This is a genomic window from Nonomuraea sp. NPDC003214 (assembly GCF_053590035.1).
In genome coordinates this window covers 11,234-35,999 of record NZ_JBSFSX010000005.1, presented here as the reverse complement: position 1 = coordinate 35,999, position 24,766 = coordinate 11,234, and the positions used below count along the sequence as shown (strand labels likewise).

At 73.1% G+C, this 24,766-nt stretch carries 19 protein-coding genes; 7 read left to right on the top strand and 12 right to left on the bottom strand.

All coding sequences use genetic code 11. The annotated features are described in order from the left end of the window. Positions 1–35: 35 nt before the first annotated feature. The 5 genes from ACWDXC_RS15970 to ACWDXC_RS15950 all read right to left on the bottom strand — a co-directional run bounded on the left by ACWDXC_RS15970 (position 36) and on the right by ACWDXC_RS15950 (position 5,736). A complete protein-coding gene (locus tag ACWDXC_RS15970) occupies positions 36–1,061 on the bottom strand; it encodes a 2-oxo acid dehydrogenase subunit E2 (RefSeq protein WP_449982116.1) in 1,026 nt (341 codons plus the stop codon). Beyond that, positions 1,054–2,019, bottom strand: coding sequence for an alpha-ketoacid dehydrogenase subunit beta (locus tag ACWDXC_RS15965; RefSeq protein ID WP_357585228.1), 966 nt, complete (start codon positions 2,017–2,019; stop codon positions 1,054–1,056). The genes ACWDXC_RS15970 and ACWDXC_RS15965 overlap by 8 nt, the downstream gene beginning before the upstream one ends. Further along, positions 2,016–2,933 carry a thiamine pyrophosphate-dependent dehydrogenase E1 component subunit alpha gene (locus ACWDXC_RS15960; protein WP_449982113.1) on the bottom strand — a complete coding sequence of 306 codons (918 nt, stop codon included), beginning with the start codon at positions 2,931–2,933 and terminating at the stop codon, positions 2,016–2,018. The genes ACWDXC_RS15965 and ACWDXC_RS15960 overlap by 4 nt, the downstream gene beginning before the upstream one ends. Further along, the gene (locus ACWDXC_RS15955; RefSeq protein ID WP_449982110.1) at positions 2,930–4,273 is read right to left on the bottom strand and encodes a phosphopantetheine-binding protein; all 1,344 of its coding nucleotides are present in this window, start codon (positions 4,271–4,273) and stop codon (positions 2,930–2,932) included. The genes ACWDXC_RS15960 and ACWDXC_RS15955 overlap by 4 nt, the downstream gene beginning before the upstream one ends. Positions 4,274–4,341: 68 nt before the next feature. Next, complete coding sequence (locus ACWDXC_RS15950) at positions 4,342–5,736, bottom strand: class I adenylate-forming enzyme family protein (RefSeq protein ID WP_449982107.1); 1,395 nt, start codon at positions 5,734–5,736, stop codon at positions 4,342–4,344. Between the two features lie 185 nt (positions 5,737–5,921). Here ACWDXC_RS15950 and ACWDXC_RS15945 point away from each other — a divergent pair, with 185 nt between their 5' ends. From ACWDXC_RS15945 to ACWDXC_RS15935, 3 genes are read left to right on the top strand one after another with little or no spacing between them, the layout of a single operon-like run. Next, positions 5,922–6,158: an acyl carrier protein gene (locus ACWDXC_RS15945; RefSeq protein ID WP_246644443.1), complete on the top strand. Its 237-nt coding sequence runs from the start codon at positions 5,922–5,924 to the stop codon at positions 6,156–6,158. After that, positions 6,155–7,417 carry a condensation domain-containing protein gene (locus ACWDXC_RS15940; protein WP_449982105.1) on the top strand — a complete coding sequence of 421 codons (1,263 nt, stop codon included), beginning with the start codon at positions 6,155–6,157 and terminating at the stop codon, positions 7,415–7,417. The genes ACWDXC_RS15945 and ACWDXC_RS15940 overlap by 4 nt, the downstream gene beginning before the upstream one ends. After that, a complete protein-coding gene (locus ACWDXC_RS15935; RefSeq protein ID WP_449982102.1) occupies positions 7,414–9,522 on the top strand; it encodes a N,N-dimethylformamidase beta subunit family domain-containing protein in 2,109 nt (702 codons plus the stop codon). Before ACWDXC_RS15940 ends, ACWDXC_RS15935 begins: the two co-directional genes overlap by 4 nt. Here the strand turns inward: ACWDXC_RS15935 and ACWDXC_RS15930 are convergent. Then, positions 9,485–10,135 (bottom strand): M15 family metallopeptidase, encoded by a 651-nt coding sequence (locus ACWDXC_RS15930; protein ID WP_219503269.1) that lies wholly within the window; start codon positions 10,133–10,135, stop codon positions 9,485–9,487. The two genes, ACWDXC_RS15935 and ACWDXC_RS15930, sit on opposite strands and share 38 nt — an antisense overlap. Positions 10,136–10,147: 12 nt before the next feature. After that, positions 10,148–11,317 carry an ROK family transcriptional regulator gene (locus ACWDXC_RS15925; RefSeq protein ID WP_219503272.1) on the bottom strand — a complete coding sequence of 390 codons (1,170 nt, stop codon included), beginning with the start codon at positions 11,315–11,317 and terminating at the stop codon, positions 10,148–10,150. 167 nt (positions 11,318–11,484) lie between these two features. Between ACWDXC_RS15925 and ACWDXC_RS15920 the strand changes: the two genes are divergently transcribed. The 4 genes from ACWDXC_RS15920 (at position 11,485) to ACWDXC_RS15905 (ending at position 16,211) form a co-directional block, all read left to right on the top strand. Then, positions 11,485–12,810, top strand: coding sequence for an extracellular solute-binding protein (locus ACWDXC_RS15920; RefSeq protein ID WP_449982098.1), 1,326 nt, complete (start codon positions 11,485–11,487; stop codon positions 12,808–12,810). A 2-nt stretch (positions 12,811–12,812) separates the two neighbouring features. Then, on the top strand, positions 12,813–13,829 hold the full coding sequence (locus ACWDXC_RS15915) for a carbohydrate ABC transporter permease (protein WP_364175460.1): 1,017 nt from the start codon (positions 12,813–12,815) through the stop codon (positions 13,827–13,829). Further along, positions 13,826–14,677 (top strand): carbohydrate ABC transporter permease, encoded by an 852-nt coding sequence (locus tag ACWDXC_RS15910; RefSeq protein WP_449982096.1) that lies wholly within the window; start codon positions 13,826–13,828, stop codon positions 14,675–14,677. Before ACWDXC_RS15915 ends, ACWDXC_RS15910 begins: the two co-directional genes overlap by 4 nt. A gap of 91 nt (positions 14,678–14,768) precedes the next feature. Then, the gene (locus ACWDXC_RS15905) at positions 14,769–16,211 is read left to right on the top strand and encodes a glycoside hydrolase family 3 protein (protein ID WP_449982093.1); all 1,443 of its coding nucleotides are present in this window, start codon (positions 14,769–14,771) and stop codon (positions 16,209–16,211) included. Here ACWDXC_RS15905 and ACWDXC_RS15900 read toward each other — a convergent pair whose 3' ends face one another. The 5 genes from ACWDXC_RS15900 to ACWDXC_RS15880 are packed head-to-tail and all read right to left on the bottom strand — an operon-like array spanning position 16,212 to position 24,644. After that, a complete protein-coding gene (locus ACWDXC_RS15900; protein ID WP_449982090.1) occupies positions 16,212–16,865 on the bottom strand; it encodes a DUF6875 domain-containing protein in 654 nt (217 codons plus the stop codon). Continuing rightward, entirely contained in the window at positions 16,865–18,136 is a 1,272-nt protein-coding gene (locus tag ACWDXC_RS15895) for an FAD-dependent oxidoreductase (RefSeq protein WP_219503295.1), read from the bottom strand. Before ACWDXC_RS15895 ends, ACWDXC_RS15900 begins: the two co-directional genes overlap by 1 nt. After that, positions 18,133–19,197 carry a methyltransferase gene (locus ACWDXC_RS15890; RefSeq protein ID WP_449982087.1) on the bottom strand — a complete coding sequence of 355 codons (1,065 nt, stop codon included), beginning with the start codon at positions 19,195–19,197 and terminating at the stop codon, positions 18,133–18,135. The genes ACWDXC_RS15895 and ACWDXC_RS15890 overlap by 4 nt, the downstream gene beginning before the upstream one ends. Continuing rightward, positions 19,175–20,485: an MFS transporter gene (locus ACWDXC_RS15885; RefSeq protein WP_357585242.1), complete on the bottom strand. Its 1,311-nt coding sequence runs from the start codon at positions 20,483–20,485 to the stop codon at positions 19,175–19,177. Before ACWDXC_RS15885 ends, ACWDXC_RS15890 begins: the two co-directional genes overlap by 23 nt. Beyond that, entirely contained in the window at positions 20,478–24,644 is a 4,167-nt protein-coding gene (locus ACWDXC_RS15880; protein ID WP_449982083.1) for a non-ribosomal peptide synthetase, read from the bottom strand. The genes ACWDXC_RS15885 and ACWDXC_RS15880 overlap by 8 nt, the downstream gene beginning before the upstream one ends. Positions 24,645–24,766: the final 122 nt, after the last annotated feature.

Genomic DNA, 24,766 nt, shown 5'->3' with positions numbered 1-24,766 from the left:
CCGTGCAGTGTCGGCGGGAAAAGTATGTGGGCAAACTAGCCTTCGATAGCGCTTTTCAGCGCGGCCATGAACAGCGCCGCGTCACGCCCGTTGACCAGCCGGTGGTCGTAGGCGAGCCCGATGTGCGCGACGGTGCCGTCGGACGGCCCGGTGACGGCCAGCGCGCACGCGGTGCCCGGGAAGACGAACGGCACGGCCAGCACGACGTCGCCCTCGGTGTGCAGGGTGACGACGAAGTTGGCGCCGGCCAGGTCGGCCTCCTTGAAGTCGCCGGACGCGGCGGCCAGGCGGTGCTTCATCAGCGCGGTGGCGATCTCCTTGAGCGGGCGGCGGGCCGCGTCGTGCACGACCGGCACGTACAGGCCCTCCCCCACGTCGAGGGTGACGCCGATGTTCGGCTCGTCGGAGAGCAGCGCGTGGGTGCCCTCGTAGGTGGCGAAGAACAGCGGGTGCTTCTCGTGCAGCCCGGCCACCGCCTGGACGAACAGCTCGGCGAGCCCGACGGGCCTGCGCACCTCGCGGGTGGCCGCCTCGGCCCGCTTGAGCGCGGGGCCGAGGTCCATCCTGACGACCAGGTAGGCGGCCGGGATGCTCTGGTGGGACAGCTCCACGGCCCTGGCCACGGCCCGCTGGACGCGGGGCAGCTCGCGGCGGGCGGGGCCGTCGAGGAGGCGTTCGACGTCGGCCCGCCGGACCACGTCGACGCCGAGCCCGGCGAGCTGCTCGGCGGTGATGCCGTGCTCGTCGGCGAACGCCTGCGCGGGGGCGGTGACGAGCGGCCCGGCCTGCGACGCCGCAGGGGCCGTCGCGGGCGCGGGCTCGGCGGCGGGCGCGTCGCCGATCGTCGCCAGCAGCTCGCCGGGGCGGCACCAGGTGCCCGGCTTGACCGCGTGGCGCAGCGTGCCGGTGGCGTCGGCGGGCAGCTCCTCGGCCGCCTTGGACGTCTCCACCACGGCGACGGCGTCGTCCTCGTGCACCGGCGTGCCGTCGGGGACGAGCCACTCGACCAGCAGGTACTCGGTGTCGTTGTTGTTCAGCTTGGGCAGGCGCAGCTCAGCCACGGACGACCTTCCTGATCACGCGGTGGATGTCGGCCTCGTCCACCAGCACCTCGCGCTCCAGGTGGGAGGCCGTGGGGATGACGGAGCCGGCGGAGTGGACGAGCGTTACCGGGCCGGCCAGCCGGTCCCAGTGCCGCTGGTGGACGTGGTGCGCGACCTCCGCGCCCCAGGTGCCGCCGGCCGTGCTCTCCTCCACCACGAACACGTGCCGGGCCGCGGGCACCTCCACGTCGAAGGGGTAGAGCCGCGACGGCACCAGCAGCGTGCAGCCGATCTCGTCCTCCAGGAGCAGCGAGCGCATCGCCGCCACCACCCGGTGCGCCACGCCGCCCGGCGCGACGATCACGCAGTCGGGCGTGTCGTCCAGGAACACCCGGGCCACCCCGCCGGCCACCTCGACCGAGAAGGGCGCGTCCACCTGGTGCATCTGCCGCGTGTAGAGCACCTTGTCCTCGAACAGCACGCACGGCTCGGCGCGTGCCAGCATCTCCTCGAACACGGCGAGGTTGTCGTGGAAGGGCGACATCTCGTACAGCGCCAGTCCCGGGATGCCGATGAAGTGCTTCTGCAGGCTCTGGCTGTGCGTGGGCCCGTAGCCGCGCCCGCCGCCCATCGGGCAGCGCACCACCATCCGCATCGGCACCGTCTCGCCGTACATGGACACGGACTTGGCGGCGAAGTTGAGGAGCTGGTCGAAGGCCAGCGCGGCGAAGTCGCCGAACATGATCTCGACGATCGCCCGGTCGCCCGCCAGCGCCAGCCCGGCGGCCACGCCGGTGATCGCGCCCTCGCTGATCGGCGTGGACAGCACCCGCTCGGGGAACGCCGTCGACAACCCCTTGGTGATCTTGAAGGCGCCGCCGTACGGGTCGAGGACGTCCTCGCCCAGCAGGTAGAGGTCCTGCTGCCGGTCCATCACCGCGTGCAGCGCCGCGTTCAGGTTCTCCGCGACCCTCATGCGCGCACCCACCTGGACGGCGGCCGGGCCGCGACCTCCTCGGCGACGGCGTCGACGTGCTCGCGCGCCTCCCGCTCCAGCCGGCCGACGTGCTCCGGCCGCGCCGCGCGGCAGCGCTCCAGCCAGTCGGCGTCCCTCGCCTCCTGTACGGCCTGCGCGCTCCTGGTGTCGTCACCCTTGCTGTGCGGGCCCAGGCGGTGCGTGGCGAACTCCACCACGAGCGGTACGCCCTCGCGCACCCGCGCGACGAGCGGGTCGAGCCGCCGCCGGATCGCGGGCAGGTCGAACCCCTCGACGCGCTCGTGCGCGATGCCGAACGCCGCCGCCCGGCCCGCGATCGTGCCCGCCATGTGGGCCGTCGTGGGCGTGGACTGGGCGATGCCGTTGTGCTCGACGACGACCAGCACCGGCAGCCGCCACAGCGCGATCAGGTTGAGCGCCTCGTACACGGCGCCCTCGCCGAACGTGCCGTCGCCGATGTACACGCAGGCCAGCGCGCCCGGCTCGGCACGCCGCAGGCGCAGCGCCACCCCGGCGGCCACCGGCAGGCTCTCGCCCTGCACGCCGGTGGACAGGTAGCGCTCGCGCCGGATGTGCTGGCTGCCGCCCACGCCGTGGCAGACCGCGCCCTCCCGGCCCATGATCTCGGCCAGCAGGCCGTGCGGGTCGCGGAAGCGGGCCAGGTAGTGGCCGTGGCCCCGGTGGTTGCTGAAGACGTGGTCGGCCGGGCCCAGCAGCGGCTCCAGGGCCACGGGCACGTACTCCTGGCCGAGGCAGGTGTGCGTGGTGCCGTTGAGCCGCCCCTCGCCGAACAGGTCGAGCAGCTTGAGCTCGAAGGCCCGGATCGTGAGCATGAGCGACAGGTCGGCGTCGTCCAGGATGGGCCCGGCGGCCCGTTCGAGGAGCGAGGTCACCTCCTGATCACCTCGACGACGCCGGCGACGGTCGGGTTGTCGAAGAAGTCGTCCAGGTCGATCTCCACGCCGAGGCGCTTGCGCATGCGGGCGATGATCTGCGTGATGCTCAGCGAGTGGCCGCCCAGGTCGAAGATGTCGTCCTCGGGCTGGATCGGCGAGAGCTTGAGCACCTCCTCCCAGATCGCGGTGATCTCCCCGATCAGCGGGTCCCCGCCCAGGTCGGCACCCCCGTCGTCCACCTGGGCGGGTTCCGCGGCGGGCGCCTGCGGCTCGGCCGTGACGGTCTCCTGGAAGGCGGCCAGCTCGCGCAGCGGGCGCTCGGGCGTGACCCGGCCCAGCACCGCGATCAGGTCGGCGGCGAACCGGCCGGGGTCGCGCAGCTCGGCCGGGTCGTAGCGCAGGCTCGCCGACAGGCCGCCGGGCCCGTCCAGGAGCTGGAGCTGGAGCGCGCCGCGCACCGCCCCGTTGAACGCCAGCCAGTCGACGTCCCACCCGGCGGGAGCGGTCCCGCCGCGCCGGTAGCTGACGGAGATCGGGGCGAGCGCGGCGTGCGGCCTGATGCCGGGCACGGCGCGGGCGATGGGCACCTCGCGGACCTCGTACACCCGCCTGAGCTCGGCCCGCAGCCCGGCGGCGAACTCGCCGAACGGCGCGTCCGGCGAGGGCGTGGAGTAGACGGGCAGCTCGTTGACGTACGGGCCGACGTGACCGGTCTCGGCGGCGGTCCGGGTGGACAGGTCCACGGCGGTCACCACGTCGGCGTTGCCGTAGGAGCGCAGGAGCGCGTGCAGCGCGGCGACCACCACCTCGAACCTGGTCAGGCCGGGCAGCTCGGGCACGTCGAGGTCGAACTCGGCGAGCGCGCCGGTCCCGGCGCGGCGCGAGCGCAGCACGTCACCGGCTACCACGACCTCGCCCGGCTCGCGCCAGCGCCCGGCCCAGAACGCCCCGGCCTCGGCCAGCCGCGCCTCGACGCGCTCGCGCTGGAGCGCGGCGTGGTCGGCACGTTCCAGCGGCTCGGCGATCGTGCCGTCGAGCGCGGCGGCCAGGTCGGCCACCAGCACGTCCTTGGACTGGCCGTCGAACACCAGGTGGTGGGCGACGATCGTCAGCGTGTCGCCGTCGAGCTGGAAGCCGGCCAGCGGGCCGCGCTCCAGGTCCAGGGCCACGGGCTGGCCGGTCAGCGCGGGCTGGACGTCGGCCGGCACCAGGTGCGGCTCGCCGCCCCGGTCCTCGAACGCGCTGCCCAGCAGCGGGTGGCGCTCGACCACGGCGGTGACGGCCTTGGCGAGCGCGCCACGGTCCGGTGGCACGGCGAACCGGATCACGATCGGCATGTGGTAAGCGGACCCCGCACCCATCCTTTCCGTGATCCACATGCCGTGCTGGGCGTACGAAACCTCGGTCATCGAACAACCTCTCGCAGTGCGCGCTTGTCCACCTTGCCTCCGTGATTGCGGGGCAAGACGTCGACGGTCACGAGCCGTACGGGCAGCTCGTGCGGGGCCAGCCGGCCCTTCAGGAAGATCCGCAGGTCCTCGTGCGCCACGCCGCCGACGACGGCGACGGCGACCGCCTTGCCGAGCGTCGGGTGCGGGACGCCGAACGCCGCCGCCTCGGTCACGCCCGGGTGCTGGTAGACGGCGTCCTCGACGTGGATCGTGGACACCTTGTACGCGCCCGACTTGATCACGTCGCTCTCCCGGTCGACCAGGTAGAGGTAGCCGTCGCCGTCCAGGTAGCCGAGGTCGCCCATGCGCACCCAGCCGTCCCGGAACACCTCGCCGGTCGCCGTCGCGTCGCCGTAGTAGGCGCGCACGGCCGCCGGGGAGCGCATCCACACCTCGCCGGTGACGCCGGGCGGCAGCGGCTCGCCCTCGGCGGTGGCGATCCGCACCGCGCCCCCGGCGGCGGCCCGGCCCACGCTCGTCGGCCGTTCCGGGTCGTAGATCATCACGGTCTGGGCGGGCGCCGCCTCGGTGGAGGTGTAGTAGTTGGTGATCGTGGAGTTCGGGAAGGCGTCGGACAGCCCGGCGGCCACCCGGCCGGGCAGCGGCGCGGCGGCCGAGCCGAGCAGGAGCACGCTGGACAGGTCGTGCCGTTCGTGGACGCGGGCGGCGAGCATCTCGATGGCCATCGCGGGCACGAGGAAGACGGTGCCGACCTGGTAGTGCTCGATCAGCGCGGCGAATCTGGCGGGGGTGAACACCGGCAGCGTCACCACCTCGGGGTGGGCGTCCACGGCGTTGACGAGCATCCACTGCCCGGCGTTGGTGCCGATGGGGAAGGCGTGCGCCAGGTGGCGGCTGTGCGCGAAGGGCCGCCGCCTGCCCCCGCAGCCGTGGGCCAGGTTGGCGTGGGTGGCGCTGACGCCCTTGGGGCGGCCGGTGGTGCCGGAGGTGTAGAGGATCTGGGCCAGGGCGCCGGGCTCGGGCAGTGTCACCTCGCCGGGCGCGTCGGGCAGCTCGCCGGGTCTCAGCACGGCGGCGGCGCCGCAGTGCGCGAGCATCGCGTCGACGTCGGGGGCGGCCAGGCGGTCCGACAGCGGCACCGCCGCCGCGCCCGCCTTGGCCACGCCTAAGAAGGCGATGGCATACTCCAGCCAGTTGCTGTTTCCGAAGACCAGCCCCACCCGGTCTCCAGGGCGCACGCCGCGAGCGGTGAGCCCGGCGGCCACGCGGTCGGATCTGGTCTCCCACTCATCGAACGTGATCGAGCCCGAGCCGTGGACGGTCATCGCCACGCGGCCGGGGTCTGCTGCGGCCCGCTGCCTGAGCAGGCCGGGAAGGGTAACGCTCACGATCGGCCCCCGGAACAGCCATCGGCGTTTCTAATAGGAAACTTTACTTTTTATGGGTGGGCGTTCAGTGTGGCATGCACCGGCGACGCACACAAGGCCGTATTCCACGGCCTTGCGAGACTCGGAAGATCCGTGGAACACTCGAACAGTTAGGATTCTTTCCAGTTTCGGCGGGGGAGCCTGTGATGATCAGAGAGCGGCTCGCCGCGCTCGTCGCGGAGTCGTCCGACGGCGCGATCAGCGAGCACGAGGCCCTGACGGCGACGGTGCCGCTCACCGCGCTCGGACTGACCTCGATCGGCCAGCTCCGGCTCGTCGACGCCATCGAGACCGAGTTCGGGGTCACTGTCGACCTGACCGGCGATGGCCTCGACCTGCTCGACGACCTCGACCGGCTGGCCGGGCACCTGGCCGGACGATGACGATCCGGTTCTCCGCGCCCGACTCCGGCACCGCCCCGCTGACCTGGGGCCAGCGGGCGATCTGGGAGGCCGTCGAACGCACCGCGCCCGACGACCACTACTTCAACTTCGGCCGGGTGCTGAAAGTCCCCGGCACGCGGACCGTCGCCGAGGTCACCGTCGCGCTCACCGCCCTCGTCGAACGGCACGGCTCCCTGCGCACCCTGCTCGCCGACCCCGTCGGCCAGCGGCTGGAGGCCACCGGGCGGATACCCGTCGAGGTCACCACCGGCGACCCCGACAAGGTGATGGCCGAACTGGCCGCCACCCGGTTCGACTACCACGCCGAATGGCCGCTGCGCGTGGCGCTCGTCCTGGACGGCGACACCGTCACCCACGTCGTGCTCGTCTTCTGCCACCTGGCCACCGACGGGCTCGGCAGCGAAGTGGCCCTGCGCGACCTGCGGACCCTGCTGCTGCGCGGCCGCGTCTCCGGCCCGCCCGCGCCCCGCCCGCTCGATCTCGCCCACTGGCAGGCCGGCCCCCAAGGACGGCAGGTCGCCGACGCCGCCGCCGCCCACTGGGCCGGCGAGCACGCCCGCATGCCCGACACCATGTTCGCCGGCCCGAGCGGCGACCCCGCCGACCCGCCCATCCGGCGCGCCCTCCTCCGCTCCCCCGCCCTGCAACTGGCCACCCGCGCCGTCGCGCTCGCCAACCGCACCAGCACCTCCACCGTGCTGCTCGCCGCCACCGCCACGCTCGCCGGACGCTTCTCCGGCTCCGGCCGGTGCGCCATGCTGCCCATCGTCGGCAACCGGTTCCGCCGCGACACCCTCGGCATCGTCAGCACCCTCTCCCAGGAGGGCCTGTTCACGCTCGACGTCGACGGCGACTTCCCCGACGTGCTCCGCGCCGCCGCCCCGGCCGCCATGCGCGCCTACCGCAGCGCCTACCACGACCCCGCCGACCGCGCCAGGATCGTCCGCGACGAGAGCGCCCGCCGCGGCACCGCCGTCCACCCCAACTGCTGCTTCAACGACATGCGCTTCGCCGACCCGGGCCCCGCCGCCTGCACCCCCGCCGACCTCGACGCCGCGCTGCCCGCCACCGCGCTCGAATGGCAGATGAGCCAGGACAAGCTCAACTGCCGCTTCTGCGTGCACGTCACCACCGAAGGCGTCTCCCTCACCGCCGACACCCGCCACCTGTCGAGCGCCGCCATCGAACGCTACCTGCTCGCCCTGGAGGACCTGCTCGTCGAGGCCGCCCGCCGATGACCCCGCCCACCGGCATCCGCGCCTACGCCACCGCCACCTCCTGTCCCCAGGGCGCACGGCTGCCATTCGTCCTGTCCGGACCGGCGCCCGTCGAGGTCACCGACATGGCCGACGGCCGCGTCGTCCACACCGGCGACGCCGCCCCCGGCTGGGAGCTGCCGATCGGCGCCGACTGGCCCAGCTCCCTCTACCGCGCCCGGTTCGGCCCCGAACAGCCGTGGCCGCCCGGCCTGCCCGGCGACACGCCGTGCCCCGACAACGAGGTCTTCTTCGTCGTACGGGAAGCCGTGCCGACCGCGCCGATCCTCCTCAGCGTCCCCTTCACCACCTGGCAGGCGTACAACCGGGCAGGCGTGCCCGGCGAGAGCGTCTACTGGACCGAGGCGCCCGACCGCGCCGCCCGCGTCACCTTCGACCGGCCCGGCTGCGGCCCACCCCCCGAACGCTGGGAACAGGGCCTCATCGAATGGCTGCGCCCCGCCGGGTACGACGTCGCCTACTGCTCCAACCTCGACCTCCACGACGGGCTCGACCTGCTGACCCGGCACCGGATGCTCATCGTCAACGGCCACGACGAATACTGGTCCGCCGGGATGCGCGACTCCGTCGAGGAGTACGTCCGCCGCGGCGGCAACGTCGCGTTCTTCTCCGGCAACACCTGCTGGTGGCAGATCCGGCTGGAGGACGGCGGACGGACCATGGTCTGCCACCGCGACCCCGTCTCCGATCCCGTCGAGGACTCCCGCCTGGCCACCGTCGAATGGTCGGCCGCCGGCCGCCCCGAGAACTCCCTCACCGGCGTCAGCTTCCGCGCCGGAGCCGGCACCTGGGGCCCGCACATGCCGCGCATGCTCGAAGAGTCCTACACCGCGCGCTTCGCCTCCCATTGGGTCTTCGACGGCACCGGGCTGACCGACGGCGACAAGTTCGGCCAGGGCTGCCTCGGCTACGAGACCGACGCCGCCGAGTTCGAGGAGATCGGCGGAGTCCCGCGCGCCACGTGCCGCGACGGCACCCCGCCCACGTTCGTCGTCCTCGCCACCGCCGACCTGCGCCACTGGGCCGGCTACGGGCAGGGCGGGATGGCGACCATGGGCGTCTACACCAGCGGCCTCGGCACCGTCTTCACCGCCGCCACCGTCAACTGGGGCAACACCCTGCACGACCCCGTCGTCGACCGCATCACCCGCAACGTCATCGACCGGCTCTCCACCGGGACCGGCGACCCGTGGGAGGTCATCGGGCCCGAGGCCGACATCCGCGCCCTCGCCGCGCTCGGCCGCACCCTCTACGCCGTCGACGCCTCCGGCGACCTGCTGCGCCGCGAGCTCTGCGGCCAGAACCTGCCCTGGGAGCCCGTCGGGCCCACCCCCGGCGTCCGCGCCCTCGCCGCACCCCGCGAGGCCGCCGCCGGCGTGCCCGTCGCCCTCTACGGCGTCACCGGCACCGGGCGCCTGCTCCACTTCGACGGCGCCCACTGGCACGACCTCGTCGCCGCCCCGGCCGACGCCACGGGCCTCGCCATCGCCGACTGCACCTTCTACGTCACCACCGCCTCCGACCTCCTCTGGCGCCTCCCCTTCGGCACCACCACCTGGCACCCCACCCCCACCCCCACCCCCGAAGAAACCGCCACCAGCAACGGCGCGGCGGTAGGGGGCGGCGCGGGGCCGGCTCCAGGGGCCACCCTCCCCGTCCAGGGGACCGCCGCGTACGGGGAGCGCGCTGCGGACGGGGGACCCTCCCCCGAGAAACCCGCCGCCACCCGGACCGCCTCTCCCGAAGAAACCGCCACCGCCTACGGCGGGGCGGTGGGGGGCGGCGTCGGGCCGGCTCCGGGGGACGCCGAAGGGGCCGCCGCCCCGCGCGGGGAGCGGGCTGCGGATGGGGTTCGGGGGTTGGGGGCGATGAACGGGCGGCTGTTCGTGCTGGACGGCCGGAGGCGGTTGTGGAGCGGGGTGCCGGGCCAGGGGTGGGAGCCGCTGGAGGTGACGGTGCCCGGGACGGCGTTCGCCGCGCATGCGGGGATGCTGGTGGCGGGCGGCAGGGATCTGCCGTTGCGCCTGTTCAGATGGGACCGTACGACGCCCGGCCGGCTCCGGTGACGAACGCCCAGTAGCGGTCGCCGTACGACCAGTGCCACCACTCGGTGGGGTAGTTGACGAGCCCGGCGGGCTCCAGCGCGGCGGCGAGGATCTTGCGGTGCCGCCGGGCGTCCTCGGAGATGTCGGGCGAGGCGGTGTAGCAGGCGCCGCCGCTGGTCTCGGGGGTGTCGTTGACGGCGGTGCCCATGTCGTACTCGGCTCCGTCGGGGTCGCAGAGGGTGAGGTCAACGGCGGCGCCGGCGGTGTGGGGGGCGACGTCGACGGGTGAGACGTAGCGGCTGGCGGCGGCGTGGAGCTCGCCGGGGGTGAGGCCGGGGAAGCGGGCGGCGAGTTCGGCGCGGTAGTCGTCGAAGATCTTCCGCTGGACGGCGATGGGCCGGTAGCCCTCGACGATCAGCAGGTGGAAGCCGTCGGGCAGGCGCCGTTCGGCGGTCTCGAGCCGGTCGAGGAGGCCGGCGCGCAGGCGGGCGTAGGCGCCGTCGGGGTCGGCCATCCGGTCGTCGAGCCGCAGCCGTCCGCGTACCTCGGCGAGGGGTTCGCCGGTGTCGGTGACGGGGATGGCGGCCACCCGCGGATCGGAGATGAGCACGATGTCACCGGGAGGAAGCCACATGGGCAAGAATTCTCACACAGTGTCGGAGAAGACCTGCTCGCGGGCCTGCTCAAGGGCGGCGACGAGGGCGCCGCGCAGCACGGGGTTGCCGGTGATGCCGGTGGTGACGACCTGGGGGCGGCTGGGGCAGACCTTGGCGACGGCGTCCTCGACCATGGCGGCAAGTTCGGTGCCGCCGGCGCGGCCGACGTCGCCGGCGAGGACGATGAGGCCGGGGTCGAGGACGACGGTGACGGCGGCGACGCCGACGGCGAGGCGGGCGGCGACGGCGGCGAGGAAGCCGGTGCGGGCGCCGGCGACGGCGGCTCTGACGATCTCGGGTCCGGTGGCGCCGGGCCGGGCGGTGAGCCCGTGTTCCTGGGCGAGTCCGGTGAGGGCGTCGAGGCCGACGAGCCGCTGGTAGGAGCCTGATTGGGGGCGGGTGACGTCGGCGGGCAGGGGTTCGCCGGGGACGGGCAGCCAGCCGATCTCGCCGGCGCCGCCGGTGATGCCGCGGTGCAGCCGGCCGCCGAGCATGACGCCGAGGCCCTGGCCGATGCCGGTCCAGACGACGACGAAGTCGTCCTGTCCGGCGGCGGCGCCGTAGCGGTGTTCGGCGAGTGCGACGAGGTTGACGTCGTTCTCTATCGTGACGGAGGCGCCGAGGGTGCGGCGGAGGCTGGCGAGGACGCCGACGTGCCAGGAGGGGAGGTCGTGGGAGAAGCGCACGTCGCCGTTGGCGGGGTCGACGACGCCGCGGGTGCCGATGACGAAGGCTTTGAGCTGGGGCAGGGTGATCCGGGCGGAGGCGCAGGCGCGCTGGACGGCGGCGTGGACGGTGGCGACGGGGTCGCGCCCGTCGGCGGGGTCGACGACGACCTCGACGACGACCTTGCCGGTGATGTCCGCCACACCGACGGTGATGGCGTCGGGCAGGACTTCGAGCCCGGCGACGTGCGCGCTGGTGGGCACGACGCCGTAGAGGGCGGCGTTGGGGCCGCGTCCGCTGGCCCTGCGTCCGGTGACTTCGACGAGGCCGCGGTCCTCCAGTCTGGCGAGGAGCTGACCTGCGGTGACCTTGGAGAGTCCGGTGCGTTCACCCAGCTCGGAGCGGGTGAGGGGGCCTTCGGAGAGCAGCAGCTCCAGGGCGGTCCGGTCGTTCAGCCGGCGTAGCAGCCGCGGGACCCCCGGGTTCCGTGTCACGGGCATTCTCCCCTCTCGTCACGATCCGCTAACGCCAGTTTCTTTTAAGAAAGTTTCTTGTTAGTTTATCACCATTCAAGACTGACGATCAGCAAGGTGCGGACCACAGGCCCAGCACCCGATGACGCAGAGACCCGATGCGATTTAGCCGGGAAGGGAGCATCCCAGTGAGGATCTCTAAGATCACGGCCACCACGGTCACCACGGCCGCCCTGGCCCTGGGCCTGGCCGCTTGCGGCGGCGGCGCCGAGCCGGCCGCCAACGAGCCGGCGGCCTCCGCCAGCGCCTCCGGCCCCAAGTGGGCGGGGCAGACCCTCACCATGTGGCGGCTTGGCGTCCCGAACGAGCCGTCCCAGAAGTACACCGACGACCTGGTCGCCGAGTTCAAGGCCACCACGGGCGCCGAGGTGAAGGTCGAGTGGATCCCGTGGCCGCAGGTGAACGACAAGTTCACCGCCGCCGCCGCCGGTGGTGAGGGCCCGGACGTGACCGAGATCGGCAACGACCAGGTGCCGCTCTGGCAGAGCCAGGACGCCCTCGCGCCGGTCACCTCGATCACCACCTCCGGTGAGCAGGCGAACATTCCCAAGAACCTGTTCGGCCTGGAGACCATCGACGGCGAGGTCTACGCCATGCCGTGGGGCGCGGGCACCCGCGCGGTGATGTACCGCAAGGACTGGTTCGAGGACCTCAAGATCGAGGTGCCGAAGAACTGGGACGAGCTCATCGCGGCCGCCAAGAAGATCCAGGAGGAGAAGGGCAAGGACGTCGACGGCTTCGCCTTCAACGGCGGCTCCGACGCCAACCACCTCCTCGGCGCGCTGGCCTGGTCCGAGGGCGGCGAGTACGCGGTGAAGGAGGGCGACAAGTGGGTCGGCAAGCTCACCGACCCCGCCTTCAAGACCGGCTTCGAGACCTACACGGGCATCGTGAGCTCCGGCGTGTCCAGCAAGTCCCGCCTCACGCAGAACACGACCGACATCCGTACCCGGTTCTCCAACGGCAAGGTCGGCATGTACCTCACCGCGTCGTGGGACATCGCCACGATCAAGGAGGAGAGCAAGGGCAAGGTGAAGGAGGACCAGATGGCCTTCTTCCCGCTGCCCTCCAAGGCCGGCGGTGAGACCCCGGCGTTCTTCGGCGGCAACGACATCGCCGTCTGGAACGACGCCAAGAACAAGGAGCTCGCCACCGACTTCGTGAAGCTGGCCACCAGCAAGAAGTGGGCGGACCGCTACGCGATGGACGGCGGCCTGCTGCCCGTCTACCCGGACACCCTGGCCTCGCTGGCCAGTGACCCGGCCCAGGCTCCGTTCGCGGCCGCCTTCGCCAAGGCCAAGGCGTTCCCGGCCGACCCGAACTGGACCGAGGCCAACGAGACCAAGGCCGTCCTGCAGAACGCGGCCCGCTCGGTCATCGAGGGCAAGGCCACGGCCGACGAGGCGCTCGCCAAGGCCAACACGGAACTCGAAGAGATCCTGAACGCGCAGTAACGATGACGAACACGTCAACGCTCGCCAGGGGCGGAGGAAATTCCTCCGCCCCTGGGCGGCGCCGCCGTAGCTCCCGCAAGCCGGGCAAGGCCAGCGGGATGAACCCCAAGCTCGTCCCGTACGCCCTGCTCATCCCGGGCATTCTGGTCATCACGGGTCTGCTGCTGTACCCGATGGTCCAGATGTTCATCATGTCCTTCCAGAAGGTCACCCTCCGGGTGATCCGCGGGGCCGCCGAGCCGGAGTACGTCGGGTTCGGCAACTTCGAAGAGATCTTCGGCAACTCGATCTTCTGGTCCTCGCTCCGCAACACGGTCGTCTTCGCCGTCGTGGCCGTCACGCTCACGCTGGTGCTCGGCACCGCGGTCGGCGTCCTGCTCAACCGGCTCAGCAAGGGCATGTCCAGCTTCGTGATCATCGGCATCATGTCGGCGTGGGCCGTCCCGCCGGTCGCCCAGGGCACCATCTGGCGCTGGCTGTTCGACGCCGAGGCCGGGATCATCAACTGGGCGCTCAACCTGCTGCCCGACTGGCTGTCCAACCTGCTCTTCGGCCGCGCCGACTGGACGGGGCAGCCGTGGCTCAACGACGCCTGGTCGGTCTACCTGGTGCTGATCCTCACCGTCGTCTGGTCGTCGTTCCCGTTCGTGGCGGTGTCGGTGCTGGCCGGCCTGCGCGGCATCCCGGCGGAGCTGTACGAGGCGGCCCGGGTCGACGGTTCGACGCCGTGGCGCACGTTCAGGAAGATCACCTTCCCGCTGCTCAAGCCGGTCTTCGCCGTCCTGACGATCCTGTCGATCATCTGGGACTTCAAGGTGTTCAGTCAGCTCTACGTGCTGATGAACGGACCGACGAACCGTGAGGCGTTCAACCTGTCGCTCTTCTCCTTCGCCGAGGCGTTCAAGGCGCCGCCCAAGATGGGTCAGGGCGCCGCGATCGCGGTGGTGCTGACGGTCATCCTGCTCATCGTCACCGCGTTCTACACCCGGCAGATGGTCAAGTCGGAGGAGGTCCAATGACGCCGCTGGCGCGCAAGCGCTTCGCCAAGATCGGGCTGAACACCGCCGGGGTCCTGGTCTTCCTGTTCGCGATGTTCCCGGTCTACTGGATGGTCTCGACGTCGTTCAAGGCCAACGACCAGATCTTCACCACGGACTTCATCCCGTTCCCGACGCACTTCACCTTCGAGCACGTCGAGAAGGTGCTGACGGAGGGCGTGGCGGGCAACTCCATCTGGCTCTACATGCGCAACAGCGCGATCGTGGCGCTCGGCACCGTGCTCATCGGCTCGGTGTTCGCGCTGCTGGCGGCCACCGCGGTGGCCCGCTTCCGGTTCAAGGGCCGCACCAGCTTCCTGATCACGCTGCTGGTCGTGCAGATGATCCCGTCGGAGGCGCTGCTCATCCCGCTGTTCCTGAACGTCCGCAGGCTCGGCCTGTACGACCAGCTGCTCGGGCTGATCGTCATCCAGGTCGGTCTCACGCTGCCGTTCGGCATCTGGATGCTGCGCACGTTCGTCGCCGCGGTGCCCAAGTCGCTGGAGGAGGCCGCGTGGATCGACGGCGCGAGCCGGTTCACCACGTTCTGGAAGGTCCTGTTCCCGCTGGTGGCTCCGGGCCTGGTCGCGACGAGCATCTTCTCGTTCATCACCGCGTGGAACGATCTCATCTTCGCGCTGATCCTGATGAACGACAGCACCGGCTACACGATGCCGGTGGCGCTGCAGTTCTTCTTCGGGCAGCGCGGCACCGACTGGGGAGCCATCATGGCGACCTCCACGTTGATGACCTTGCCGGTCATCGCCTTCTTCCTGCTGGTCCAGCGCCGCATGGTCTCCGGCCTGGTGGCCGGGGCCGTCAAGGGCTGACCCCTTCCCTTCCCGCGGGTTCCGGTACGGCCAGCGCGCTCCACCGTGCGCTGGCCGTACCCATGTCCTGCCCTGACAACGATGAGGATTCATGAGCCAGAGTGATCGGGGGCTACGCCGCCTCGCGGCGGGCACGCTGCTCGTCGCGTTCGACGGGCTGAGCGCGCCCGCCTGGGTGCTGAGGGAGCTCGAGGGCGGGCTCGGCGGCGTGACACTCTTCGGGTTCAACGTCGGCGACCCGGCCCAGCTCGGCGAGCTGACCGCCGCGCTGCGTGCCGCCGGTGAGCCGGTCATCTCCCTCGACGAGGAGGGCGGCGACGTCACGAGGCTCGCCTACCACGTCGGCAGCCCGTATCCGGGCAACGCGGCCCTCGGCGCGGTGGACGACGTGGACCTGACCCGCCAGGTCTACCGGGCGATCGGCTCGGAGCTGGCCGCGGCGGGCATCAACCTCGACATGGCGCCGGACGCCGACGTGAACACGGCCGAGGACAACCCGGTGATCGGCACCCGGGCGTTCGGCTCGGACCCGGACCTGGTGGCCCGGCACACGGTGGCCGCGGTCGAGGGGCTGCAGGCGACGGGCGTGGCCGCCTGCGTCAAGCACTTCCCCGGCCACGGGGCCACCACGGTCGACTCGCACCTGGCGATCCCGGTGGTGGACGTGCCGCTTGAGGTGCTGCGGGCCAGGGAGCTGGCGCCGTTCCTGGCGGCCGTCCAGGCCGGCACCAAGTCGATCATGACGGCGCACGTGGCGGTTCCGGCCCTGACCGGTGAGACGCCCGCCACCATGTCGTCGGCCGCGCTGACCGGGCTGCTGCGGGGCGAGCTCGGCTACGACGGCGTCGTCGTCACCGACGCGCTCGACATGCAGGCGATCACCGACAGCGTGGGCCTGGCCGGTGGCGCCGTCGCCTCGCTGGCGGCCGGGACGGACCTGCTCTGCCTGGGCCCCAAGCCGGGCTACGACGAGATCCAGAAGATCATCGCGGCGATCATGGACGCCGTCGCCGACGGGGTGCTGTCGGTGGAGGGGCTGGAGCGGTCCGCCGCCCGCGTGGCCGCGCTGCGCGCCTGGGCCGGCCACAGCTCCGGCTCGCTGCCCGAGCTGACCCGGGTCGGCCTGGACGCCGCCCGCCGCGCGGTCCGGCTCGACGGGGCGCCGGCGCCGCTGTCGGACGTGCCGCTGGTCGTCGAGGTGGACACGCCGCCGACGATCGCCGTGGGCGACGTGCCGTGGGGGGTGTCGCCGTGGCTGCCGCACGCCGAGGTCGTCCGGATCAAGCCCGCCGACGCCTGCCCCGACGAGCTGCTCAAGCGCGCCGGGGGGCGTTCGCTGCTCGTCGTCGTCAAGGACGCGCACCGCTACGCCGAGAGCCGGACCCTGGTGTCCGCGCTGGTCACGGGCCGGCCCGACACCATCGTGATCGAGATGGGGCTGCCCGTGTGGCGTCCCGGCAGCGCCGCCTACATCGCCACATACGGCGCGGCCCGGGCGAACGCCCAGGCCGCGATGGAGCTGCTGACCGCCTGATCAGCCCTGGCGGGCGGCCGCCACCGCCTCCCTCAGCGGGGCGGGCGGCCGCTCGCCGAACCGTTCCAGGTAGGCCGCCGCGTGCGCGGGGTCGTCCTTGAGGAACGGGAAGTCGGAGGCCACCATGTGCCGGACGGCCAGCAACGGGACCGGGGAGCCCAGCGGCAGGAAGTCCGGGTTCCACAGGCCGTGCTTGGGCGGCGGGCCGGGGTAGAACTCGCCGACCATCAGCCCGGCCTCCACGTACCGGGTCTTGAGCGCGAGCTGGGCCGCGTCGATCACCGCAGGGGCGCGATCGGCGGGCAGGTCCGGCAGCAGCACCAGGATGGTGCGGAACTGCGGCGAGACCCCCTCAGGGGCGACCAGCCGCTGGAACCACGAGCGGTAGCCGTCGAGCACCTCGGCGACCTGCGCCGCGTCCGGCTCCCCGGGGCAGACGGCCAGGTAGAAGGTGCCGCGGTCGAGCGAGGTCTGCGCGTACGGGCAGACCGGTCCCTTCCTGCCGAGCTCCGGGTGCGGGCGGCACAGATACTCGCGCGCCCACGTCACGATGTGGCCGAGCGGCTCCGCGTACCGCCGCACCAGTTCGTGGCCGCCGTCGAGATCGCTCACCTCGATGAGCACGCGGGAGGGATCGGTGGGATCCGTGAGCATCAGCGAACCTTCCTGGCGAGCAACAACGCGGCGAGCCCGGCGGCTCCCAGGGCGGACCAGCGCAGCAGGGCGTCCTGGCGCCTGGCACGGGCCAGCGCGTCGGCGTACGGGGTGGTGGTGTGGGAGATCATCGTGTAGAGCGGGACCCAGCGGTCCGGGAAGAGGCCCGAGAGCACCAGGTCGGCGCGCTTGCGGGCCAGGTGCAGCGGCGAGCGGACCCGGTCGCGCAGCTCGACGAAGTTCTGCCTGGACAGCTCGTCCAGGACGTCGGTGTGCGGCCGGCGGGTCCGCTCGAACTCGGCGAAGGCCGCACGCGTATCGCCGAGTCCGAGGCATCGGTCGAGGACCGTGCAGTCCTCGAGGGAGGAGTTCATGCCCTGCCCGTAGAACGGGTAGACGGCGTGTGCGGCGTCGCCGATGAGGACGACCTTGCCGCCGTCGTGCCAGGGCGTGGTGCGGATCGAGACCAGGTGGCCCACGGGCCGGTCGGCGTACTCCTTGGCCAGGTCCGGCATGAGCGCGAGCGCGTCGGGGAAGCGTTCGGCGAAGAACGCCTCCGGGTCGTCGATCTCCTCGAACCGCTCGAACGGCAGGAACAGCGTGGCCGTCATCGAGCCGTCGAGGTTGGGGTGGGTGACGATGAGCCCGTCGTCGCCGCCGGGCCACACGTGCAGCGCCTCGTGGTGCTCGGGCACCTTGGGGATCGTCAGCTCCTTGTAGCCCCAGGGCAGGAACTCCTGGTGCAGGTCGGCGCGCGTGCCCCGGTGCATCAGCGTGCGCACCGCGGAGAACGCGCCGTCGGCGCCCACCACGGCGTCGGCCTCGACGGTGCTCCGGCCGTCCTCGTGCTCGACGGTCAGCGTGGGCGCCTCCTTGTCGAGGTCGACGACGCGGTGGCCGAAGTGGAAGGCGACGCCCTGCGCCTCGGCGTGGCCGATGAGGCTGACGACGAGGTCGCGGCGGCGCACGGAGTGCAGGATCTCCTCCTCGCGCCTGCCGTACGGGTGGAAGGTGACGGCGCCGTCGGGGGCGTGCACCGCGCGTCCGCGCATGGGCACGGTGCTCGGCCAGATCTCGTGCATGAGCCCGACGTCGGTGAGCGCGCGCACGCCCCGGGCGGACAGGCCCAGGTTGATCGAGCGGCCTTCCTCGTCGTCGCGCAGCCTGGGGTCGTCGCGGCGCTCGTAGACGGCGACGCGGTGGCCGCGCCTGGCCAGGTAGCAGGCCAGCAGGCTGCCGGCGGGACCGGCGCCCGCGATGAGGATCTTCACACCGTCTCCTGTCTTGCCACGAGCAGTTCGTCGGAGCCGGGGGCGTCGAGCGGGAGCCGCTCGATGCCGCCCAGCCCGGCCGCCTCGGCCCAGCCGGCCACCTCGGCGAACGTGTAGAGGCGTCCGCCCTGGGTGGCGGCCAGGTTGAGGCTGAAGCCGCCGAGGAAGGCGGCCGTGTGGCCCTGCGTGCCGGCGGGCGGGTCGCTGTACGGCTCCAGCACGAGCAGCCGCCCGCCGGGCCGCAGCGCCCGCGCCGCCCTGGCGACCAGGCCGGCGGCGCCGTCCGGGTCGAGCCCGTGCACGACGTTGAACAGCAGGACCGTGTCGTACGCGCTGTCGAGCGCGGCGGAGTCGGCGGGCACGGTCAGGTCGCCGGGCACGAGCGTGATCCGCCCGGCCAGCCCGGCCTCCTCGACCCGCGCCCGGCCCTCGTCCAGGGCTCCGGGCAGGTCCACGACGGTCGCGGTCGTCCCGGGCGCGGCCTCGCAGAAGGCGGCGCTGTAGATCGCGTGGCCGCCGCCGACGTCCAGCAGCTTCCCGTACGGGCCGGGCACCGCCGCGACGACGGCCGGGGCCAGGCCCCGCGCCATCCCGGCCAGCATCCCCTGGAAGGTGCGCAACGTGCCGGGCCGACGTTCCAGCCAGGCGTAGTACGGCTCGGGCGGCCGGCCGGTGCGCACCGCCTCCTCCAGGCCGGTCCACAACTCGCCGATCAGCTCGTGCCACAGTGCCAGCGTCGGCGCGAACCAGTCGCGTGGCCCGTTCGCCAGCCAGGGGTCGGCGGCCGGGCCCAGGGCGTAACCGTCGTCGTCGCGGAGCGCGTACCCGAAGCCGGCGAGCGCGTCGAGGAGCACGGTGAGCGGCCCCTCGGCGACGTCCAGCTTCGTGGCGAGCTCCGCCGGGGTGCGCGCTCCGGCGGCGAGCGCGTCGAAGACGCCGAGCCGCTGCGCGGTTCCCGCCGCGCGGAACGCCATCGCGCCCACGAGGTCGATGAACCCTCCGGGCGCTTGGTTCAGGTCACGAAATATGCGTAACTCTTCAGGATCGAGATAGAGCGGCATCGGATGACTCCTCAGCGTCGGGCAGTTCCGTCTCCACCCGGCGAAGGCGCGGCTGGAGGTAGGCCAGGGGCGCCAGCACGACCAGCGCGGCCCCGGTGAGCAGGAAGATCGTGGCGATGCCGCGGCCGGGCCCGGTTCCGATGAGCTGGCCGAGGCTGCCGGCCAGCGCGCCGCCCGGCGCGAGCATCGGCTCGAACACCTGGTCGGCGAGCGGCCCGGCCGCCAGGTAGGTGAGCACGGTCGCGGCCTGGGTGAGCATGCGGACGGCGCCGAGCACCCGGCCCAGCTCGGCCGGTGCGGTCTTGAGCTGGATCAGCGTGATGCCGGTGCCCTGCACGAACGGGATCGTGAACAGGAACGCGGGCGCGACCAGGCCGATGAGCAGCGCCGACGGGCTCAGGCTGTGCAGCATGAGCAGCACGCCGCCGGCGGCGACGAAGGCGAGCAGCCCGCGCACCCGCCGCTTGGGCCCGCCCCACGCGCTCAGCACCAGCCCGCCGACGAACAGGCCCGCGCCGCCCGCGGCCATGAGCGCGCCGAGCAGCGCCGCCGACCCGAACGACAGGATGAGCGGCTGCACCAGCACCCCGGCCATGCCGAAGAACAGGTTGTAGGCGGCCAGCAGCCCGACCAGCCAGCCGAGCCCGCGCCGGGTCCGCAGGTGGCGCAGCCCGAAGGCCAGGTCGCGCAGCCACGGCTCGGCGGGCCGCCCCTCGCCCGGCCGGGTCGCCTCGCGCGGCAGCGGCACCAGGTGGAGCACGATCCGCGAGGCCAGGAACGTCACCAGGTCGATCACCACGACCCCGGTGAGGCCGACGCCGACGAGCAGCGCCCCGGCGAGCAGCGGCGCGGCGACGCGGACGGCGTCGGCCACCTGCATGAGGCCGTTGGCCCGGCCGAGCTGCTCCTTGGGCACCAGGCTGGGCAGCATCGAGTGGTAGGCGGCCATCTGGGCGGTGCCGAAGACGGCGCTCACTGCGGTGACCACGTAGATGTGCCACACCTGGAGCTCGCCCGTGGTCAGCAGCAGGGCCAGTGCGCCGGTGGCCAGCGCGGCCCCCAAATCAGCGGCCAGCATCATCCGCCGCCGGTCCCACCGGTCGGCCAGCGACCCGGCGAGCGGCGCGAACAGCACCTCGGGCAGCACCGCGCAGAGCGTGATGGTGACGAACTGGGTCGCCGAGCCGGTCTTCTGGAACACCCACACGCCCAGGACGAACCCGGTGACGCTGGAGGTGATGATCGACAGGAGCTGGGACGACCAGATGGCCAGGAACGTCCTAGGCATCGCGGTCTCCGATCAGGTGGGGCAGGTACACGCCGAGCAGGTCGGCGGCGGGCGGACAGACGAGCCCCGCCTCGGCCAGCAGCCGCTCGGTCGCCGTGCAGTCGAACGTGGGGCCGGTGCTGTCGTCGCCGTACTCGGCGAAGAACGCGGGGAAGGGCGCGAGCGGCAGGCTCTCGCCGCCGTCGAGCCTGCGCCGCACCTCGGCGCGCCACTCGGCGGCGGGCGCGAGCCGCACCGGGACGCCGTGCGCGGCCAGGCCGGCCGCCAGGTCGGCGGCGCCGAGCGTGCGCGGGTTGCGGTAGTGGAAGTCGCCGGTGGCGCCGGTCCTGGCCAGGTGCCCGATGGCGGCGGCGACGTGGTCGACGGGGGCCAGGTCGAGCTCCTCGCCGTCGGGGACCGTGCCGAGCAGCGCGCAGGTGGCGACCAGGCGGCGCAGGAAGTCGTCGGCGGGCCCGGCGCCGGTGCGGCTGTCGCCGGAGATGCGCGCCGGGCGGTGCACGGTCACGGGCAGCCCGGCCTCGCGGGCCGCCGTGGCGAGCCGGTCGCCCACCCACTTGCTCTGGTCGTAGCCGAGGTGCAGGCCGGCGGGGTCGGGCAGCGGGTCGCCCTCGCGCACCACCCGCTCGCCCGGGGTCAGGTGGACGCCGAGCGTCGAGATCAGGTGCACGGGCGTGCCGCGGCGGGCGGCGAGCCTGAGCAGGGCGAGCGTGCCGTCCACGTTGGCGGCCTTGAGCGCGCGGTACGGGCGGGTGAAGTCGACCTGCCCGCCGCTGTGCACGATCAGGTCGCAGTCGACGTCGGGCAGCGGCCCCGCGAGGTCCCCGGGCTCGCAGGCGATGCGGCCGGCGAAGTCGTCGCGCCACAGCCCGTGCGCGGCGAGGTTGCGCCGCACCCGCTCCTGCGGATGGTCGCCCCTCACGAGGCAGAGCACGGTGGCGTCGGAGTGCGTGAGCAGGTCGGCGAGCAGGTGCGCGCCGAGGAACCCGGTCGCCCCGGTGAGCAGCACCCGGCGCGGCTCGCCCCGGCCGCCGCCCGGCGCCACGGTGAAGTCCGCCGGCAGCGTCGCCTCGGCGTGCAGGTCGGGCGGCCCCTCCGGGGCACGACCGTCGAGGGCGGCGGCGAGCTCGGCCAGGTCGGCGCAGGCGAAGAAGACCGGCAGCGGCACCCGGACCCCGGTCTCCTCCGCCAGCCGGGCCACCGCCCGGGGCGTGAGCAGCGAGTGGCCGCCCAGCTCGAAGAAGCCGTCGCGGCGTCCGGCCCGCACCCCGAGGATCTCCTCCCACACCGCCGCGACCACGCGCTCGGTCCCGGTGCGCGGGCTCTCGTACGGCGTCGCCGCGGCGGCGGGCTCGGGCAGCGCCCGGAAGTCGACCTTGCCGTGCGGCGTCAGCGGCAGCGCGTCCAGCGTGACCACGGCCGCCGGGATCATCGACGACGGCAGCCGGCCCGCCAGGAAGCCGCGCAGCTCGGCCAGCCCGACCGGTTCGCCGGTCAGGTAGGCGACCAGCCGCCCGCCCACGGCGGTGACCACGGCCTCCCTGACGGCCGGATGGGCCAGGCAGGCGGCCTCCACCTCGCCGGGCTCGATCCGCACCCCGTTGACCTTGAGCTGCCTGTCGGTGCGGCCGAGGAAGTCCAGCGTCCCGTCGGCGCGCATCCGCACCAGGTCGCCGGTCGCGTACATGCGGCCGCCCGGCAGGAACGGGTCGTCGCGGAAGCGCTCGGCGGTCAGGTCGGGCCGTCCCAGGTAGCCCTCGGCGACGCACTCGCCGCCCAGGTGCAGCTCGCCGGGCACGCCCGCGGGCGCGGGCCTGCCGTGCCGGTCCAGCACGTACGCGCGCACGTGCGGCAGCGGGACGCCGATCGGCAGGTGCGTGCGCTCCCCCAGCTCGCCGCCGTCGACGGTGCGGCAGACGGTCGCGCAGACGGTGGCCTCGGTGGGGCCGTAGTGGTTGTAGAAGGCGACCTTGCCGCCGGTGAGCCGGGCCCAGGTGCGCAGCCGTTCGAGGGGGACGCTCTCGCCGCCGACCATCATCGTCGTCAGCGGCCCGGGGTCGACCGGCCCGGCCTCCGCCAGGTCCTCCACCCACTGCTGCCACAGCGCCGAGGCCGTGTCGACCATGGTGATGCCCAGCTCGGAGCACAGGCGCATCAGCTCGGGCCCGCTGAGCGAGACCGGGTCGGGGTGCAGCACCAGCGCGGCCCCGCTGATCAGCGCCGGGAAGATGTCGCCCACCGAGGCGTCGAAGCTCAGCGGCGGCACCATCAGCACCCGCTGCCCCGGCCCGAACCCGTGCGCGTCGCGGAACGAGACCGCCAGCCGGGCGGCGCTGCGGTGGCTGACGACCACCCCTTTCGGCGTCCCGGTCGAGCCCGAGGTGTAGATCACGTACGCGGCGCCGTCGGCGGTGACCCGCCCGGACACCAACTCGCCCGCGCCCCCGCCGGTGACGTCCAGGACGTCCCCGGGGACGGGCTCGTGCACCTCGCCCGGGACCGGCGCCACGCCGTCCTCGCCGATCACCGCCGCGCAGCCCGCCAGCATGGCGCGCGTGCGGTGCTCCGGCTGCGCGGGGTCGACGGGCACGTACGCGGCCTCGCACATCAGCACGGCGAGCACGGCCACCATGGCGTCGGGCCCCGCCTTGAGCCGGACCGCGACCAGGTTGCCCGCCCGCACCCCGGCCTCGCGGAGCTCACCGGCCAGCACGCGGGCGCGGGCGGCCAGCTCGCCGTAGGTGAGGACGCCGCCGGGCGTGACGACGGCGGGGGCGGCGGGCGTCCTGGCGACCTGCCGGGCGATCAGCCCGTCCAGCCGGTCGGGCAGCACCAGCGCCAGCTCCTCCGGCGGCAGCATGCGCAGCTCGGACAGCCGGGCCTCGGGCCGCGCCGTCATCTCCTCCAGCAGCCGCCGCAGGTGCCCGCCCATCCGCTCCACGGTGGGGCGCTCGAACAGGTCGGTGCTGTAGGTGAGCATGAACTGCAGGTGCTCCTCGAACACCACCACGTCCACGGCCAGGTCGAACTTGGCCGGGGCCAGGCCCGACACGACCGGCGTGCGCTCCAGCCCGGCCAGGTGCAGCGGATCGGGACCCTCCTTCAGCCCTTCGCCGGGGTTGTCCAGGTTGAGCAGCGTCTGGACGAGCGGCGCCTGCCCCCGGGACGGCCGCAGCTCGGACACCACCTCGTCGAACGGCACCGCGGCGTGCGTGAACGACTTCAGCAGGCGGCGTCGCGTCCGCTTGATCAGCTCCTGCACGGTCGGGTCGCCGCCGAGGTCGGCGCGGACGGCCAGCGTGTTGATGAACAGCCCGAAGACCCGCTCGAACTCCTCCTCGTCGCGCCCGGCGACCGCCGTGGCCACGCAGAAGTCGTCCTGGCCCGAGTGCCGCGACAGCATCGCCTGGTAGGCGGCCATCAGCACGATGAACGGCGTGCACCGCTGCGCCCTGGCCAGCTCCCGCACCCGGGTCCACAGCTCGACCGGCATCCGCTGGATGACCAGGTCGCCGTGGCCGCTCGGGGTGGCGGGCCTGGGCCGGTCGGCGGGCAGCTCCAGGGCCGGGACCCCGGCCAGCTCGGTGCGCCAGAACTCCAGGTGGGCGCCGTGGTCCTGTTCGCGCTGGCGGCGGGCGTACTCCGAATAGGGCACGGCCGGCTCCAGCGGCGGCGCGGGCAGGCCCGCGGCGAACGCGGCGTAGAGCGCGGACAGCTCCGGGTACAGGATGCGCTCCAGCGACCAGGCGTCGCTCACGATGTGGTGCAGCACCATCAGCAGCACGTGCTCGCGCGGCCCGGCGCGCAGCAGGCTCACCCGGAACAGCGGCCCGGCGGCCAGGTCGAAGGGCCGGTTGGAGCGCTCGGCCAGCAGCCCGGGCAGGCTCTCCCCGGCGGCCTCGACGCGCTCGGCGACGACCGGCTCGCAGGGGCGTACGACGGCCGTCGGCACGCCGTCCACCTCGGGGAAGACGGTGCGCAGCGCCTCGTGCCTGGCGGTCAGCTCGGTGAGCGCCCGCTCCAGCGCCGCCACGTCCAGCTCGCCCGTGAGCCTCTCGGCGACGGCGATGTTGTACGAGGCGTCGCCGCCGGAGAGCCGGTCGAGGAACCACAGGCGTTCCTGGCCCCTCGACATGACCGCGGCACGGCCTGCCAGCTGCATGGTGACGAGTCCCCTAACCGCGGATGTCTGACTGGGAGGTTTGACTCAATAACTCTTAGGAAAGTTTCCTATTTATTGACTGGGGTTGATGCTATACACATGGGGCGACCACAGACAAGGAC

Bases quoted from the DNA above. Each gene is read 5' to 3' on its own strand.
- ACWDXC_RS15965 (WP_357585228.1), bottom strand. From the start codon at position 2,019: ATGAGGGTCGCGGAGAACCTGAACGCGGCGCTGCACGCGGTGATGGAC.
- ACWDXC_RS15955 (WP_449982110.1), bottom strand. From the start codon at position 4,273: ATGCCGATCGTGATCCGGTTCGCCGTGCCACCGGACCGTGGCGCGCTC.
- ACWDXC_RS15945 (WP_246644443.1), top strand. From the start codon at position 5,922: ATGATCAGAGAGCGGCTCGCCGCGCTCGTCGCGGAGTCGTCCGACGGC.
- ACWDXC_RS15940 (WP_449982105.1), top strand. From the start codon at position 6,155: ATGACGATCCGGTTCTCCGCGCCCGACTCCGGCACCGCCCCGCTGACC.
- ACWDXC_RS15935 (WP_449982102.1), top strand. From the start codon at position 7,414: ATGACCCCGCCCACCGGCATCCGCGCCTACGCCACCGCCACCTCCTGT.
- ACWDXC_RS15930 (WP_219503269.1), bottom strand. From the start codon at position 10,135: ATGTGGCTTCCTCCCGGTGACATCGTGCTCATCTCCGATCCGCGGGTG.
- ACWDXC_RS15915 (WP_364175460.1), top strand. From the start codon at position 12,813: ATGACGAACACGTCAACGCTCGCCAGGGGCGGAGGAAATTCCTCCGCC.
- ACWDXC_RS15910 (WP_449982096.1), top strand. From the start codon at position 13,826: ATGACGCCGCTGGCGCGCAAGCGCTTCGCCAAGATCGGGCTGAACACC.
- ACWDXC_RS15905 (WP_449982093.1), top strand. From the start codon at position 14,769: ATGAGCCAGAGTGATCGGGGGCTACGCCGCCTCGCGGCGGGCACGCTG.
- ACWDXC_RS15900 (WP_449982090.1), bottom strand. From the start codon at position 16,865: ATGCTCACGGATCCCACCGATCCCTCCCGCGTGCTCATCGAGGTGAGC.
- ACWDXC_RS15890 (WP_449982087.1), bottom strand. From the start codon at position 19,197: ATGCCGCTCTATCTCGATCCTGAAGAGTTACGCATATTTCGTGACCTG.
- ACWDXC_RS15885 (WP_357585242.1), bottom strand. From the start codon at position 20,485: ATGCCTAGGACGTTCCTGGCCATCTGGTCGTCCCAGCTCCTGTCGATC.
- ACWDXC_RS15880 (WP_449982083.1), bottom strand. From the start codon at position 24,644: ATGCAGCTGGCAGGCCGTGCCGCGGTCATGTCGAGGGGCCAGGAACGC.